General features: G+C 57.6%; 13 protein-coding genes. 2 read left to right on the top strand and 11 right to left on the bottom strand.

Annotated elements, in window-relative coordinates:
- Positions 1-45 precede the first annotated feature (45 nt).
- Together F3J26_RS01700 and fabB are read right to left on the bottom strand one after the other, a co-directional pair.
- Positions 46-1227, bottom strand: a complete 1182-nt coding sequence (locus F3J26_RS01700) for an MFS transporter (protein WP_166990867.1) — start codon at positions 1225-1227, stop codon at positions 46-48.
- 225 nt (positions 1228-1452) lie between these two features.
- Positions 1453-2670, bottom strand: a complete 1218-nt coding sequence (gene fabB, locus F3J26_RS01695; protein WP_008459695.1) for a beta-ketoacyl-ACP synthase I — start codon at positions 2668-2670, stop codon at positions 1453-1455.
- A 158-nt stretch (positions 2671-2828) separates the two neighbouring features.
- Between fabB and mnmC the strand changes: the two genes are divergently transcribed.
- On the top strand, positions 2829-4829 hold the full coding sequence (gene mnmC / locus F3J26_RS01690; RefSeq protein WP_353621172.1) for a bifunctional tRNA (5-methylaminomethyl-2-thiouridine)(34)-methyltransferase MnmC2/FAD-dependent 5-carboxymethylaminomethyl-2-thiouridine(34) oxidoreductase MnmC1: 2001 nt from the start codon (positions 2829-2831) through the stop codon (positions 4827-4829).
- A 71-nt stretch (positions 4830-4900) separates the two neighbouring features.
- Here mnmC and F3J26_RS01685 read toward each other — a convergent pair whose 3' ends face one another.
- The 6 genes from F3J26_RS01685 to prmB form a co-directional block, all read right to left on the bottom strand.
- The gene (locus F3J26_RS01685; RefSeq protein ID WP_008459691.1) at positions 4901-5176 is read right to left on the bottom strand and encodes a YfcL family protein; all 276 of its coding nucleotides are present in this window, start codon (positions 5174-5176) and stop codon (positions 4901-4903) included.
- A gap of 27 nt (positions 5177-5203) precedes the next feature.
- A complete protein-coding gene (locus tag F3J26_RS01680) occupies positions 5204-5752 on the bottom strand; it encodes an elongation factor P hydroxylase (RefSeq protein WP_008459689.1) in 549 nt (182 codons plus the stop codon).
- Between the two features lie 16 nt (positions 5753-5768).
- Positions 5769-6566 carry a sulfite exporter TauE/SafE family protein gene (locus tag F3J26_RS01675; RefSeq protein ID WP_166990862.1) on the bottom strand — a complete coding sequence of 266 codons (798 nt, stop codon included), beginning with the start codon at positions 6564-6566 and terminating at the stop codon, positions 5769-5771.
- Positions 6567-7391 carry a penicillin-insensitive murein endopeptidase gene (mepA, locus tag F3J26_RS01670; RefSeq protein ID WP_008459685.1) on the bottom strand — a complete coding sequence of 275 codons (825 nt, stop codon included), beginning with the start codon at positions 7389-7391 and terminating at the stop codon, positions 6567-6569.
- A gap of 4 nt (positions 7392-7395) precedes the next feature.
- The gene (gene aroC / locus F3J26_RS01665) at positions 7396-8481 is read right to left on the bottom strand and encodes a chorismate synthase (RefSeq protein WP_008459684.1); all 1086 of its coding nucleotides are present in this window, start codon (positions 8479-8481) and stop codon (positions 7396-7398) included.
- An 82-nt stretch (positions 8482-8563) separates the two neighbouring features.
- Positions 8564-9496, bottom strand: a complete 933-nt coding sequence (gene prmB, locus F3J26_RS01660; protein WP_008459683.1) for a 50S ribosomal protein L3 N(5)-glutamine methyltransferase — start codon at positions 9494-9496, stop codon at positions 8564-8566.
- A gap of 173 nt (positions 9497-9669) precedes the next feature.
- Between prmB and smrB the strand changes: the two genes are divergently transcribed.
- Positions 9670-10221, top strand: coding sequence for an endonuclease SmrB (smrB, locus tag F3J26_RS01655; RefSeq protein ID WP_008459682.1), 552 nt, complete (start codon positions 9670-9672; stop codon positions 10219-10221).
- 176 nt (positions 10222-10397) lie between these two features.
- On the opposite strand, the gene sixA is transcribed toward smrB, so the two are convergent.
- The 3 genes from sixA to fadI all read right to left on the bottom strand — a co-directional run bounded on the left by sixA (position 10398) and on the right by fadI (position 14541).
- On the bottom strand, positions 10398-10886 hold the full coding sequence (sixA, locus tag F3J26_RS01650) for a phosphohistidine phosphatase SixA (RefSeq protein WP_008459681.1): 489 nt from the start codon (positions 10884-10886) through the stop codon (positions 10398-10400).
- 179 nt (positions 10887-11065) lie between these two features.
- Entirely contained in the window at positions 11066-13231 is a 2166-nt protein-coding gene (gene fadJ / locus F3J26_RS01645; RefSeq protein WP_166990859.1) for a fatty acid oxidation complex subunit alpha FadJ, read from the bottom strand.
- On the bottom strand, positions 13231-14541 hold the full coding sequence (gene fadI, locus F3J26_RS01640; RefSeq protein ID WP_008459679.1) for an acetyl-CoA C-acyltransferase FadI: 1311 nt from the start codon (positions 14539-14541) through the stop codon (positions 13231-13233). The genes fadJ and fadI overlap by 1 nt, the downstream gene beginning before the upstream one ends.
- Positions 14542-14634: the final 93 nt, after the last annotated feature.

Below are 14634 nucleotides of genomic sequence, written 5' to 3'. Positions count from 1 at the left end.
AACCCTCTCCCAAAAGGAGAGGGAAAAAACGGGCAACAAGCAAACCTACTTCCTGAACGCCACCAGCGTCACGGCAATCCCCAGCACCGCAGAAACGGCCCCGGCCATAAACACCGACGAATAGCCCATAGACGTTGCCAGAATTCCGGTCAGCGGCCCGGTGACACCGTATGAAATATCCTGGAAAGCAGCATAGCCGCCCAGCGCCGTGCCGCGCACCTGAGGCGGAACACGCTTAACCACTTCAACGCCAAGCGCGGGGAATATAAGGGAACAACCGGAGCCGGTCAGCGCCGCACCCAGCAGCGCGGTCCAGGCTCCAGGCGCGTGCCAGAGCAGCAGCAAGCCCACGGTTTCAACCGCAAGGGAAAACAGCGCCACGCGCACGCCGCCGTAGCGATCGGGCATCCAGCCAAACAGCACGCGCACCAGTACGAAAGCGCCGCCAAAAGCCGTCAACGTGAAGCCTGCATGGGCCCAGCCGTTTGCGGCAAAATAGAGCGAAACAAAGGTGCCGATAACCGCAAAGCCGACGCCCTGCAGCGCGAGACCCAGCCCCGGCTGCCAGATAAGTCCGATCACAGTCAATAACGAAGGCCGCTCGCCTTTATGGGCCGGGACAGGTTTCACGGTGCCGTTAAACAGCAGCCCAATCAGCGGCAAAGCAATGGTTGTCACGCCCAGCGCCACAAAACCCCACTGGCTGTTAAGCATCAACCCCAGCGGTGCACCGGCAGCCAGCGCGCCATAAATCGCCATCCCATTCCAGGACATCACCTTACCCGAACGCCCAGGGCCAACCAGCCCCAGTCCCCAGGTCAGGTTGCCGGTCAGCAGCTGGCTTTCGCCGAAGCCAAGAATCAACCGCCCAACGATCAGCAAGGCAAACTTCACCGCTGGCTCTACCGGCAATAGCGCGGCGAGCAGGTAGGCAGCGCCCGCCAGTCCGCAGGCAAACATCCCTTGCAGGACGGAGCGTTTAGCGCCCATCTGGTCGGCGAGTCGCCCCGCGTAACCCCGGGTCAATACGGTGGCGAGAAACTGAATGCCCACCGCCACGCCAACCATCATGTTGCCGTAGCCCAACTGCTGGTGAACAAAAAGCGGGATAACGGGCAGCGGCAGGCCCACCGTCATATAGGTCAGAAAGACCGCAAAGGTAATTCTGAAAAGCGACGTATTTGCCGATTTCGACGTTTTAAGAGTGGAATCAGGTACTGCAGACATACTGCTTACTCCATAAATTCAGAGCAAGGCGCAAGTTACCCCGCGCCCTTTCCTCTGAGTGTTCAGATGACAGGGTGCGTTGGTTAACGTTAAACGCTTACGCATTATCAATAATGATAATGGAGGGGAATGCATAGTGCCTTTCGGTTAACCGACTGTCAATGCTGAACAATGGGCAAAAAAATGGGGCCCCCGCAGGTGCCCCATTCCGAATGATTATGGCGATTAAGCGTTCAGCTTACGCATCACCAGCGTGGCGTTAGTGCCGCCGAAGCCGAAGCTGTTGGACATCACGGTGGTCAGCGCTGCATCCGTCGCTTTAGTGACGATGTTCAGGCCAGCAGCCTGTTCGTCCAGCTCTTCCACGTTAATGCTTGGCGCGATGAAGCCGTGTTCAAGCATCAGCAGAGAATAGATGGCTTCCTGTACGCCCGCGGCGCCCAGAGAGTGGCCGGTCATGGCTTTGGTCGCAGAGATCGCCGGGCTGCGATCGGCGAACACTTCACGAATCGCACCCAGCTCTTTCACGTCGCCTACCGGAGTAGAAGTACCGTGGGAGTTCAGGTAGTCGATTGGGGTATCAACGCCGTGCATCGCCATCTTCATGCAGCGCACCGCGCCTTCACCGGATGGGGCAACCATGTCCGCGCCGTCAGACGTTGCGCCGTAGCCAACGATTTCAGCGTAGATGTGTGCGCCACGAGCCAGCGCGTGCTCCAGTTCTTCAACCACAACCATACCGCCGCCGCCTGCAATGACGAAGCCGTCGCGGTGCGCGTCATAGGTACGGGAAGCTTTTTCTGGCGTTTCGTTGTACTTGGTGGACAGCGCGCCCATCGCATCAAACTCACACGCCATTTCCCAGCCCAGCTCTTCGCCGCCGCCGGCAAAGACGATGTCTTGTTTACCGAGCTGAATCTGCTCTACCGCGTTACCGATACAGTGGGCGGAAGTTGCACAGGCGGAGCTGATGGAGTAGTTCACCCCATGAATTTTGAACGGCGTTGCCAGGCAAGCGGAAACCGCAGAGCCCATGGCTTTGGTCACCACGTAAGGACCCACGGCTTTCAGGCCACGCGGGCTACGCATGGCGTCAGCACCAAAGACCTGCGCTTTAGAAGAGCCGCCGGAACCGGCAATCAGACCAACGCGTGGGTTGTTCTGGTAAACCTCTTCGCTCAGGCCTGCATCGGCAATCGCTTCACGCATGGAGAGATAGGCATAGATAGAGGCATCGTTCATGAAACGAACCACTTTACGGTCAATCAAACCAGTGGTATCCAGCTTGACGTTACCCCAGATGTGGCTACGCATTCCCGCGTCTTTAAACTCTTCCGAGAAAGTGATCCCTGAGCGTCCTTCTCGCAGAGATGCCAGGACTTCCTGCTGGTTATTACCAATGCTGGAAACAATGCCCAGGCCAGTAATCACTGCACGTTTCATTCAAATACCTCGTTCACTGCACTATGTAGGATTTCGTGTCGCACAATAGCGTACAGTTGTAAGCCGAACAAGTCCGATCAGCCAAATTGTGCGGAAATTTGCGCCGCTCCGCTCACGCCGTTATGATCGTGCCACTGCCTGTCAGACGAGCAACTTACGTGAAACATTCCCCTATACAATCCGCCAACCTCGGTTTTAACGAAGAAGGTACACCTGTATCCCGAGATTTTGACGACGTTTACTTCTCTAACGATAACGGACTGGAAGAGACGCGATACGTCTTCCTCGGCGGAAACCATCTCCCTGAACGCTTTGCAACCCACGAAAGACCGCTTTTTGTGGTCGCAGAAAGTGGGTTTGGTACCGGCCTTAACTTTTTGACTTTATGGCAGGCGTTCGATGAATTTTGTGTGAAACGTGAAGATGCCTGCTTAAAACGGCTGCATTTTATCAGTTTTGAAAAATTTCCCCTGACCGCCGCCGATCTGGCGCTGGCCCATCAGCACTGGCCAGAGCTCAGTCGCTTCGCCACCGAGCTTCAGCAACAATGGCCGCTGCCGATTCCCGGCTGCCACCGCCTGCTGCTGGACAATGGCCGCATCACGCTTGACCTGTGGTTTGGCGATATTAACGAGCTGATATCTCAGTTAGATGACACCCTTAATCAGCAGGTCGATGCCTGGTTCCTGGATGGCTTCGCGCCCTCCAAAAACCCGGATATGTGGACGCAGCAGCTCTTCCAGGCCATGGTTCGCATGGCTCGCCCTGGGGGCACGCTGGCGACCTTTACTTCCGCAGGCTTTGTACGCCGTGGCTTAATTGAAGCGGGCTTCACCGTGACACGCAGCAAAGGGTTTGGCCGCAAACGCGAAATGCTAGTTGGATCTCTACAACAGCCCGTGGATACTTCTGCCCGCACCCCCTGGTACGCTCGCCCTGGCACAAGTGAACGTGAAACCGCGATTATTGGCGGCGGCATTGCCAGCGCCCTGCTCGCCCTGGCGCTGCTGCGTCGAGGCTGGAAGGTCACCCTGTATTGCGAGGATGAAGCCCCAGCCCAGGGCGCATCCGGCAACCGTCAGGGCGCACTTTACCCGCTGCTAACCGCGCATGATGCGGCGCTAACCACCTTTTTCCCGGCGGCCTTCACCTTCGCGCGCCGACTGTACGATGCCCTTCCGGTAACTTTTGATCATGCCTGGTGCGGCGTAACCCAGCTCGCCTGGGATGAAAAAAGCGCCCATAAAATCGAACAGATGCTCGGCCTGAACCTGCCAGACTTACTGGCGAAGGCGGTGGATGCTGAAACGGTGGCGGAAACCTGTGGCGTTGACACGCAGTGCGGTGGCATCAGCTATCCGCTGGGCGGCTGGCTCTACCCGGCACAGCTTACCGCCGGCGCTCTTGCACTAGCCGAACAGCAAGGATTAAAGATTCATTATGGATACCGGGTGACCGACTTAACGGCCGCGAATGGCGGCTGGAAGATAGATTTTGCTCAGCAGGAGACCGCCCAGCATGCCGCCGTCGTGCTGGCCAACGGACATCAAATAAGTCAGTTTTCTCAAACTCAGAACCTGCCTGTTTACTCGGTCGGCGGCCAGGTTAGCCATATTCCTACCACGCCGGGATTAAGCCAGCTCCGCCAGGTGCTGTGCTACGACGGCTATCTGACGCCGGTCAACCCGCACAACCAGCAGCATTGTATTGGCGCCAGCTATCACCGTGGCCAGGATGAAATGACCTGGAATGCAGAAGATCAGCAGCATAATCGCCAGCGCCTGCTCGACTGTCTGCCGAATGCAGAATGGGCAAAAGAAGTGGACGTTTCAGCCAACGAAGCCCGCTGCGGCGTGCGCTGCGCTTCACGCGACCACCTTCCAATGGTGGGCAGTGTGCCAGATTATGACGCCACGCTTGAGCAATATATCGGGCTGGCCGAGGATCGTGCAAACGCAGAGCCTGCACCGGTTTACGGCAATCTTTATATGCTGGGTGCATTGGGCTCACGCGGGCTGTGTAGCGCGCCGCTGGCTTCTGAGATTCTGGCAGCGCAGATGAGTGAAGAACCTATTCCGCTGGATGCAGTCACGCTCGCGGCGCTGAACCCGAATCGGCTTTGGGTAAGGAAGCTATTGAAAGGAAAAGCGGTGAAGTGATGTTCCCCTCATCAGCTTCTCTGTAACGCTTTTATCCCCTCTCCCTTTTAGGGAGAGGGTTAGGGTGAGGGTTAAAACTTCGCCTTCTCGAAAAGCGTTTCCCACATGCCCAACACCAGCGCCTGGTCGCGCGGGGAAAGCTCACCGGCCTGAATCGCCTTTTGCAGGCTATCGCTCACCACCACATGCAGCGCGTCTGGCGTATGGTCGTCGCCGTTTTCCAGTTCGGCTACCGCCAGAGTCAGGTGCCCACGCAGATAACCGCTGGCAAACAGGTCGTCGTCACTGGCGTGCTCCACCATCTCATCAATCAACGCCAAAATACGTGACTCAAATTCCGCGATCATCATACATCCTCTTCATACAGGTGATTTTTAGTTTAGGTCTTCTGGCCAGGCAAACTGCCCGGCTTCGAGCGCAGGGGTGCCATAATACGCCCTTAGCGCGTCAATCAAACGAGCCGGGCGCTCGGGGATCCCGTCTTTCAGATAAGTCATAACCTGGGCATGAACCCGGCGCTGAAACGCAATGCGGTCAGGCTCAAAATCGCCGCTCAGGTTGTCGCAGCTGACGTTAAACGGGAAGCCCGCGGCGGTGCTGAGCATCCACTCCAGCGCCTGCGGCTTCACTTCCACATCTTCGAACTTGCCCTGGGTTTCGGCGTCTCGCCCGTCCGGGCAATACCAGTAACCGAAGTCCACCAGCTTGCGGCGCTCTGCGCCCGCCACGCACCAGTGAGAAATCTCATGCATTCCGCTGGCGTAATAGCCGTGCGCGAAGACGATGCGGTTATACGGCAATTCGTCATCCGCAGGCAGATAAATAGGCTCGTCATCGCCCTTGATCAAGCGGGTATTAAACTCTGCCAGGAAGCAGCTATCGAACACGTCAATCAGTTCCTGGTAATGGTGTTGTTTGCTCATAGTGACATCATTCATTTCAGGCTATCCCTAACCAATGGAGAATTTCCGGTCCGTGGCTGTCATACAGCAGCTTGGCGCTCATTACCGCCGAAACAACGACAATCATTGGGCGAATCAGCTGCTGCCCTTTACTTAAGACGAGGCGCGAACCCGCCCTCGCCCCTAAAAATTGCCCGGCCATCATCACAAAGCCGGTGCCCCAAATCACCTTGCCGCCGATGATAAACAGCAGCAGCCCGCCAAGATTGGAGGTGGCGTTCAGGACTTTCGCGTGGGCGGTGGATTTGGCGAGGTTGAAGCCGCAAAGCGTCACAAAGGCCAGCGCGTAAAACGACCCGGCGCCGGGGCCAAAGAAGCCATCATAAAAACCGACGCAGCCCCCGGCAATTAACGCGAACGGCAAACCGTGCAGGCGGCGCTGCCGGTCTTCTTCTCCGAGCTTTGGCATCAGCAGGAAATAGAGCCCGATGCCGATAATCAGCAGCGGCAGGAGCTGGCGCAAAATATCGGACTTCACGTGCTGCACCAGCAATGCGCCGCACGTAGAGCCGATAAAGGTCATCAGAATATTGAGCTTCTGATCGGCAAGGCTGACCACCTTGCGGCGAATGAAATAGAGAGAGGCTGAAACCGAGCCGCCGCAGGCCTGTAGCTTGTTGGTTGCCAGGGCCTGAGCCGGAGACATGCCTACCGCCAGCAAAGCAGGGACCGTCAGTAACCCGCCGCCGCCCGCAAGGGCATCAATAAACCCGGCCAGCATGGCGACAAAAAACAGCGCCAGCAGCAGCAGCGGGGAAACCATAAACCATTCCATTTACAGAGCGTGCTCATCCAGTAATGCCTGACAGGAGGCGGGTAGCGGCGGTGGCGTTGTCTTTTTCGGCGGCGTGCTGCCCGGTGCAGGCGGCGCGAACCAGCTTTGCAGCTCGGCCCCGCAGCCGTCTCCCGGAGGAGGCAGAGGCTGATCCTCACACTCAAGGCTGTTAGCCGGGCAGCGCAGGCGAACGTGCATGTGGGCGCGGTGGGCAAACCACGGGCGCACCTTACGCAGCCAGTCGCGGTCAGCGCCCGCATCTTCGCAAAGCCGCTGCTTAATAGCCGGGTTCACGAAGATGCGCGTCACCTCGTTATCTTTAGCCGCGAGCTTAATCAGGCTGTCGATTTCCGGTTTCCACAGCGAAGGCACCACGCGCTTGCCGTCGGCAGCAACCAAATCCAAAGCCTGAGGGCGCAGCAATTGCGCCGACGTCCAGCGAGTTTTTGGCAGTTGCAGGAAAATGTCGACATCAAGCCCGGTCTGATGGCTGGCGTGGCCGGAGCTAAAACGCCCGCCTGCCGCCATGCCCATGTCACCAATCAACACTGTCCCCAGGCCGAGCTGATTTACCTGATTACTCAGGCGCTGAATAAACATCACCAGATCGGGATGACCAAAGTAGCGACGCTGATCCGGGCGCATCACCTGGTAGCGGGCGTCCTCAAGCGGCAACGCGTGAGCCCCGACGATGCAGCCGTTGGAAAACGCGCCAATAGACTGCGCGCTACCGGCAATCGGGTGGTCGATTTTTTGCCACGGCGTCGCCGCTAGAGCCTGGGCGCTGGCGGCCAGCGCCAGCATCCCGATCAGGAGTTTGTTCATCGTCTTACCAGCGAGGCAGCGGGGAAGAAACGTCAGCGTTCTGAGCGCGCTGGCGCAGCAGGTGATCCATCAGCACGATAGCCAGCATTGCTTCTGCGATCGGCACAGCGCGGATCCCCACGCAAGGATCGTGACGCCCGCGGGTGATCATCTCCACTTCTTCGCCTTCGCGATTAATGGTTTTGCCCGGCACGGTAATGCTGGAAGTTGGTTTCAGGGCCATGTTAGCCACGATCTGCTGACCGCTGCTGATGCCGCCCAGAATGCCGCCCGCGTGGTTGCTCTGGAAGCCTTGCTGGGTGATTTCATCCCGGTTCTGGCTGCCGCGCAGGTTCACCACGCCGAAGCCTTCGCCAATTTCCACGCCTTTCACCGCGTTGATACTCATCAGCGCGTGGGCAATGTCTGCGTCCAGGCGGTCAAAGACCGGCTCACCGAGGCCCGGCGGCACGTTGTCAGCCACAACGGTCACTTTCGCGCCGATGGAGTCGCCCTCTTTTTTCAGGCCTCGCATCAGCTCGTCCAGCGCGTCGATTTTATCCGGGTCCGGGCAGAAGAACGGGTTCTGCTCAACCTGATCCCAGTCTTTGATTTCCAGCGGAATATCGCCCATCTGCGTCAGGCAGCCGCGAATTTTAATGCCGAATTTCTGCTCAAGGTATTTCTTGGCAATGGCGCCCGCTGCAACGCGCATGGCGGTTTCACGGGCAGAAGAACGGCCGCCGCCGCGGTAGTCGCGCAGGCCGTATTTTTGTTCGTAGGTGTAATCCGCGTGTCCCGGACGGAACACGTCTTTGATGGCGCTGTAATCCTGGGAACGCTGATCGGTATTTTCAATCAGCAGGCCAATGCTCGTGCCGGTCGTCACGCCTTCAAACACGCCGGAGAGAATTTTGACCTGGTCAGGCTCACGGCGTTGAGTGGTGTAGCGCGAGGTGCCCGGACGACGGCGATCGAGATCGTGCTGCAGGTCGGCCTCCGTCAGCGGGATGCCCGGCGGGACGCCGTCAACAATGCAGCCCAGCGCGATGCCGTGAGATTCACCAAATGTCGTTACGCGAAAAACCTGTCCAATACTGTTACCAGCCATCACGGCTCCTTAATCACCGTTCTAGTTATTGTGTTGTGCGCGGGAAGTAAAACGAGCCCGAAGGCTCGTCTACGTTCGGCAATTAATCTTTGTAGATACTGAAGTACTCGCGAGCGTCAATCAGCTGCGCTTTAGTCAGCATAAATACGCCGTCGCCGCCGTTGTCGAACTCAAGCCAGGTGAACGGCACCTCCGGGTACTGTTCCATCAGGTGTACCATGCTGTTCCCCACTTCACAAATCAGGATCCCGCCGTCGGCCAGGTAATCCGGCGCGCAGCCAAGAATACGACGAGCCAGCTTCAGACCATCGCTGCCGGCCGCCAGGCCCAGCTCAGGTTCGAAGTGGTATTCGCCCGGCAGATCCGCCATGTCTTCTTCATCAACATACGGCGGGTTCGTCACAATCACGTCGTACTGCACTTTAGGCAGGTCGCGGAACAGGTCAGAGCGAATCGGCGTGACGTTGTGGTCCAGGCCGTGCTCGGCAATGTTCTGCTCGGCCACGGCGATAGCGTCAGGGGAAATATCAACAATATCCACTTCCGCATTCGGGAATTCATAGGCGCAGGCAATCCCGATGCAGCCGCTGCCGGTGCACATATCCAGAATGTGCTGCGGCTCGTGGTCGATCATCCCGGCAAAGCGGTTGTTAATCAGCTCTCCAATCGGCGAGCGCGGCACCAGTACACGTTCGTCCACGTAGAACTCGTGGCCGCAGAACCAGGCTTTATTGGTCAGGTAGGCAACCGGAATACGTTCGTTGACGCGGCGAATCACGCGTTCGACGATGCGGTGACGCTCGCTTGGGGTCAGACGCGCGGTGCGCATGTCTTCAGGAATATCCAGCGGCAGGTACAGACTTGGCAGAACCAGCTGAACGGCTTCATCCCATGGATTGTCGGTGCCGTGCCCATACCAGATGTTGGCGGCGCTAAAGCGGCTGACCGACCAGCGCAGCATGTCCTGAATGGTATGCAGCTCGTTTACTGCCTCATCGACGAAAATTTTATCCACGTGCCCTCCGCAGGCGACTCACGCTAGTTCAATAATAATCGGCTAGTTTGCCATGAAGGAGGCGACAAATCAGCATTCATCGACGCCGGGAAGCCGCGAAAGTTGCGTTTTCTTTATTGCTGCCGGGTAAAGCAGGTAAACTGACCGCAAAGCGAATGCGAGATGAGAGAAACATGAAAAAAAAATCACCGCTCAGTTCCGAAGATGAGGCGCTGTTTCGCGGCCTGATGGGCGGCACGAAAAAACTGGCTCAGGACACGATTGTCCACCGCCCGGTGCGCAAGAAAATAACGGAAGTGCCCGTGAAGCGTCTGCTGCAGGAGCAGGCTGATGCCAGCCACTATTTTTCCGATGAGTTTCAGCCACGCCTGGCGACCGAAGGGCCAATGCGCTACGTGCGCGAAGGCGTGAGTCATTTTGAACTGAAGAAACTGCGTCGCGGGGATTATTCTCCGGAGCTATTTCTTGATTTGCACGGTCTGACCCAGCTTCAGGCCAAACAGGAGCTGGGCGCGCTGATAGCCGCCTGCCGCCGCGAGCATGTTTTTTGTGCCTGCGTGATGCACGGCCACGGTAAACACGTCCTAAAGCAGCAAACGCCGCTCTGGCTGGCGCAGCATCCGCATATTGTGGCGTTTCATCAGGCACCGAAAGAGTACGGCGGCGATGCCGCGCTGCTGGTGCTGATTGAGATTGAGGAGTGGCAGCCGCCGGAGCTGCCATAAGCTCAGCGCAAGGGATTCCCCTCACCCCGGCCCTCTCCCATAGGGGGAGGGGGAAAACGATCGGGAGCAGTCCCCTCGCCCCTTTGGGGAGAGGGTTAGGGTGAGGGGGAAAATCCTGAGCACCTTAAAAGCAAAAAGAGCCGCGTTCGCGACTCTTTTTTTCATGCTCACAGCAATCAGATAGCCTTAGCCACCTTGAAGTTGCAGGGGCTCATCTGCCAGTTAAACACACCTTTACCGGAATCCGGGTCCAGCGTGACGTTGGCAATGGCCGAAGTCGTAAACATCGGCGGAGCCTCTTCCGGGCAAAGCTCGGAAACCAGATAACCCACGAGCGGCAGGTGGGAAACCACCAGCGCAGATTCAACACCTTGACTTGCCAGCGCCAGCAGGTAATCCCCCACCAGGCCTACATCACCGCAGGGCCGCAGCTCTGGCAGGATGTCTTCTTTTTCCGGGAGGTTCAGCGCTTCCCGCACCACGTCCAGGGTCTGTTCAGCTCGCAGGTAAGGGCTCACCAGAACACGTTCGATACTTGCCACTTGACCCGTTAACCAGGTCGCCATCAGACGGGATTCATCACACCCACATTGGGTTAAGGGACGAACCGAGTCGCTGGCAGCATCGAGTGCTGCGTCGCCGTGACGCATGATAAAAACTTGCATATTGCACCGCTTTTGTTAACCAGGAACGCCTGAACCCGCACGCTGAAAAAGTGGGGTTCACGGCAGCCGGGCATTGTGCCTTATCCGTACATCGAATGAAACGCTGTCTTTTACCTCAATGCTGCAAGTATAGTCAATATCTGTTTACAAAATGACCTTGCAGCGTACATTTACCGGTTTTAGCTCAGCGCTTCGTCAAGCTCGGTCACCGGCTGCGACGTCAACGCGGGCCAGAAACTAAGGTGTTGTTCAGCCATAATAATCAGCCTTTCACAGGGGCTGAACCGCTCCCCGTACTGGCTCGCTAAACGCTGTAATTTTGCCACCACATCGGCGGCCCCCAGGCTGTCCATATACCTGAACGGCCCGCCTAAAAACGGCGGAAAACCAATGCCGAAAACGCCGCCAATATCGCCATCACGTGCGCTTCTGACCACACCTTCATCGAGGCAGCGAGCGGCCTCGTTGAGCATCATCATGACGCAGCGCTCGGCGATGTGTTCCGGGGTCTGACGCCCGTTCGGCGTCACGCCTAATAGCGTGTAAATCGCTGTGTCAGGCTGTTTCTTGCTTTTACGCCCTTTTGCAGGATAAAGATAGAAACCGCGACCATTTTTTCTTCCTTTGCGATCGTCCTTCAAGATTGCATCCACGGTATCAGGCGCGGCAAAGCGATCGCCGAAAGCCTGCTGCAGAATCGGGATAATCTTCGTGCCGACGTCTATCCCAACCTCATCCAGCAATTGTACCGGCCCCACCGGGAAACCGAACTTCACCAGCGCATCGTCAATGCGCTCGATCGGCTCACCTTCCGTGAGGCAGCGCAGCGCTTCATTAACATAAGGCGCAAGAATGCGATTGACGTAAAACCCGGCGCTGTCGCCTACCACAATCGGCGTTTTGCCCTGTTTTTTCGCCAGCTGCACGGTCGTGGAAATGGTTTCCGCGCTAGTCCCTGCATGAGGAATCACTTCGACCAGCGGCATTTTGTCTACAGGGCTGAAGAAATGCAGGCCAATAACCTGCTGCGGGCGCGCTGCCTGAGCGGCAATATCGGCAATCGGCAGCGAAGAAGTATTCGAGGCAAAAACGGTGTGCGGTGCGGCATACTGTTCAACCTCAGCCACCATTTTTTGCTTCAGCGCCAGATCTTCAAACACGGCTTCCACCACAATATCTCTCTGGCTAAAGCCGTGGTAATCGGTTCCACCGGAGATACGTGCCAGTTCGCGCTGGCGCTCAGCAGGCTTCATATGGCGACGACGAACTTTCTTCTCCAGCAGATCCCAGCTGTATTTCAGCGCGTGGTTAATGCCTTCGTTGTTAATGTCCTTAATGCGCACCGGAAGCTTGCCTTTGGTGGCCGTCACATAGGCGATCCCGCCGCCCATTAATCCCCCCCCCAGCACGCCGACAGAATTTAGTTTGCCGGGCTTTGCTTCACCGCCATACTCTTTTTTCAGCTCCGTACTGGCAAAGAACAGGCCGCGCAAAGCGGCAGATTCGGGAGACATGGCCAGCTCACCAAACGCTTTGGCTTCGGCCTCATAGCCGCTTTTGCTCCCTTGCTCCAACCCGGTGCGGATAACCTGGATAATGCGGCCCGTTGCCGGGTAATTGCCCTGCGTCTTCTCTTCGGTCTTCTTGCTGACCATGCTGAACAAGAGCGAGCGCCCCAGCGGCCCGGCGAGTATGCGTTCTTTTACCGGCAGTTCACGCGAAGGTTTCCGCCCTTTAAGCGCCAGCTCAACAGCGGCCTCAAGCAAAATAGATTCGGGCACCACGTCATCCACCAGCCCCAGCTTCAGGGCCTGACGCGGGCGCAGCTGCTTGCCGGTCAAAATCATGTCCAGCGCATTGCTGACGCCTATCAGGCGAGGTAAACGCTGAGTGCCGCCCGAGCCCGGCAGCAGGCCCAGTTGCACTTCCGGCAGGCCAAGCAGCGTTTTAGGTGAATCGGTACAGATGCGGACATGGCAGGCAAGCGCCATCTCCAGGCCGCCGCCCAGGCAGGCGCCGTGAATCGCGGCCACCACCGGGATCGGCAGCGCGGCGATTTCTGCCATGATCTGCTGCCCCTGCCTCGCCAGCTCTTGCGCTTCTTCAGCCGTTTTGCAGCCGCCTATCATGTTGATGTCGGCCCCGGCGATAAAGTTGTCCGGCTTGCCGGAGATAAATACCAGCCCCTGCACGCTCGGGTTGTCGCGCAGCTTTTTAATAATGCTGTGTACCTGCGCCCCAAATTCGGCCTTCAGGGTATTCATTTTTTCGCCCGGAACGTCGATGGTCACTACGGCAACGTTATCCAGTCGGATGTGTAAATCGAATGCGCCTTGCTGTGCCATCACTCCACCTCCAGAACCATTGCCGCACCAAGCCCACCGGCCGCACACGCGGTAACGAGGCCAAAGCCTCCCCCGCGGCGACGCAGTTCATGCAGCGTCTGGGTAATCATCCTTGCGCCCGTCGCCGCAAACGGATGCCCGTAGGCGATCGACCCTCCCAGCACGTTAAATTTCGCGTCATCGACTTCGCCCGTGGCGTGAGCCCGGCCCAGCACATTGCGGGCAAAGTTTTCACTGGAAAGCATTTTCAGGTTGGCTAACGTCTGCGCGGCAAAGGCTTCGTGCATATCAAACAGGGTCAAATCATTCAGCGTAATGCCCGCGCGCTCAAGCGCCAGCGGCGTCGCCCACGCCGGGCCAAGCAGCATATCCTGCCAGACATCAATGGCGGTGAACGCGTAGCTGCGCAGGAAACCGAGCGGCTTGAGGCCAAGCTCTTTTGCCCGGGATTCGGTCATCAGGATCACGGCCGCAGCGCCGTCCGTCAGCGGCGTACTGTTAGCCGCGGTCACGGTGCCGTGCTTGCGGTCAAACGCCGGACGGAGTTTTGCATAATCGGCGAGGCTGGAGCCTTTACGCACGTTGTTATCTTCAGCGAACGGCTGACGATAGGGAGGAATAAACGCCGTCATCACTTCATCGGCCAGCTTTCCTTCCTGCCAGGCCTGGGCGGCACGCTCGTGGGAACGATGTGCCAGCGCGTCCTGCTGTTCGCGAGTGATGCCGTGAGTTTTCGCCATCTGCTCAGCGGTATCCCCCATACGCAGACCGGTAGAATATTCAGCCACGGCGGGAGGAACTGGCAAAAGATCGCGAGGACGTAATTTGGAAAACAGTTTCAGCCGCTGCCCAAGCGTGCGCGCTTTGTTCACGTCCACCAGCGTACGGCCCAGCTTTTTGCTGACGCCAATAGGCAGCACGGAAGAAGAATCTGCGCCACCTGCAATCCCGGCGCGAATGGTGCCGGCCATCAAACTTTCGGCTACGTTTGCAACGGCCTGGAAACTTGTGGCGCAGGCACGGCTGACGCTGTAGGCATCGGTATGGACGCTCATGCCGGTCGCCAGCACGATTTCACGGGCAATGTTTGGCGCTTCCGGCATTTGTACCACCTGGCCAAAGACCAGTTGCTCAATCGCCTCGGGCGGCACTTCGCTGCGGGCCATCAGCTCGCTCACCACCATATTGCCGAGATCGACGGCGGGAATACCATGAAAAGCCGTGGCCTGACGGGCAAACGGCGTGCGTAAACCACTGACAATGGCAATACGATCGCCCTGGCGGGTAATCAACGGCAGTGCCTGACTCATAACGCTCCCCTGCTAAAAAAAGTGAATACAGACAAAAAGTGGTCTGACCTGATCACAGTCTTAACTAAAAATTCACATCCAGCCAACCAGCGG

This window comes from Enterobacter sp. Ap-867, from assembly GCF_011752855.1.
GTDB lineage: Bacteria > Pseudomonadota > Gammaproteobacteria > Enterobacterales > Enterobacteriaceae > Cedecea.
Note: the sequence above shows the minus strand (reverse complement) of the source record. Positions and strands in the feature narration are given on the sequence as shown.

What these genes read in the sequence shown, in the direction of transcription:
- fadJ (WP_166990859.1), bottom strand. Translation starts at nt 13,231, where the DNA reads ATGGCACAGCAAGGCGCATTCGATTTACACATCCGACTGGATAACGTT.
- F3J26_RS01680 (WP_008459689.1), bottom strand. Translation starts at nt 5,752, where the DNA reads ATGAGCAAACAACACCATTACCAGGAACTGATTGACGTGTTCGATAGC.
- sixA (WP_008459681.1), bottom strand. Translation starts at nt 10,886, where the DNA reads ATGCAAGTTTTTATCATGCGTCACGGCGACGCAGCACTCGATGCTGCC.
- fabB (WP_008459695.1), bottom strand. Translation starts at nt 2,670, where the DNA reads ATGAAACGTGCAGTGATTACTGGCCTGGGCATTGTTTCCAGCATTGGT.
- F3J26_RS01700 (WP_166990867.1), bottom strand. Translation starts at nt 1,227, where the DNA reads ATGTCTGCAGTACCTGATTCCACTCTTAAAACGTCGAAATCGGCAAAT.
- F3J26_RS01675 (WP_166990862.1), bottom strand. Translation starts at nt 6,566, where the DNA reads ATGGAATGGTTTATGGTTTCCCCGCTGCTGCTGCTGGCGCTGTTTTTT.
- smrB (WP_008459682.1), top strand. Translation starts at nt 9,670, where the DNA reads ATGAAAAAAAAATCACCGCTCAGTTCCGAAGATGAGGCGCTGTTTCGC.
- aroC (WP_008459684.1), bottom strand. Translation starts at nt 8,481, where the DNA reads ATGGCTGGTAACAGTATTGGACAGGTTTTTCGCGTAACGACATTTGGT.
- mepA (WP_008459685.1), bottom strand. Translation starts at nt 7,391, where the DNA reads ATGAACAAACTCCTGATCGGGATGCTGGCGCTGGCCGCCAGCGCCCAG.
- F3J26_RS01685 (WP_008459691.1), bottom strand. Translation starts at nt 5,176, where the DNA reads ATGATCGCGGAATTTGAGTCACGTATTTTGGCGTTGATTGATGAGATG.
- fadI (WP_008459679.1), bottom strand. Translation starts at nt 14,541, where the DNA reads ATGAGTCAGGCACTGCCGTTGATTACCCGCCAGGGCGATCGTATTGCC.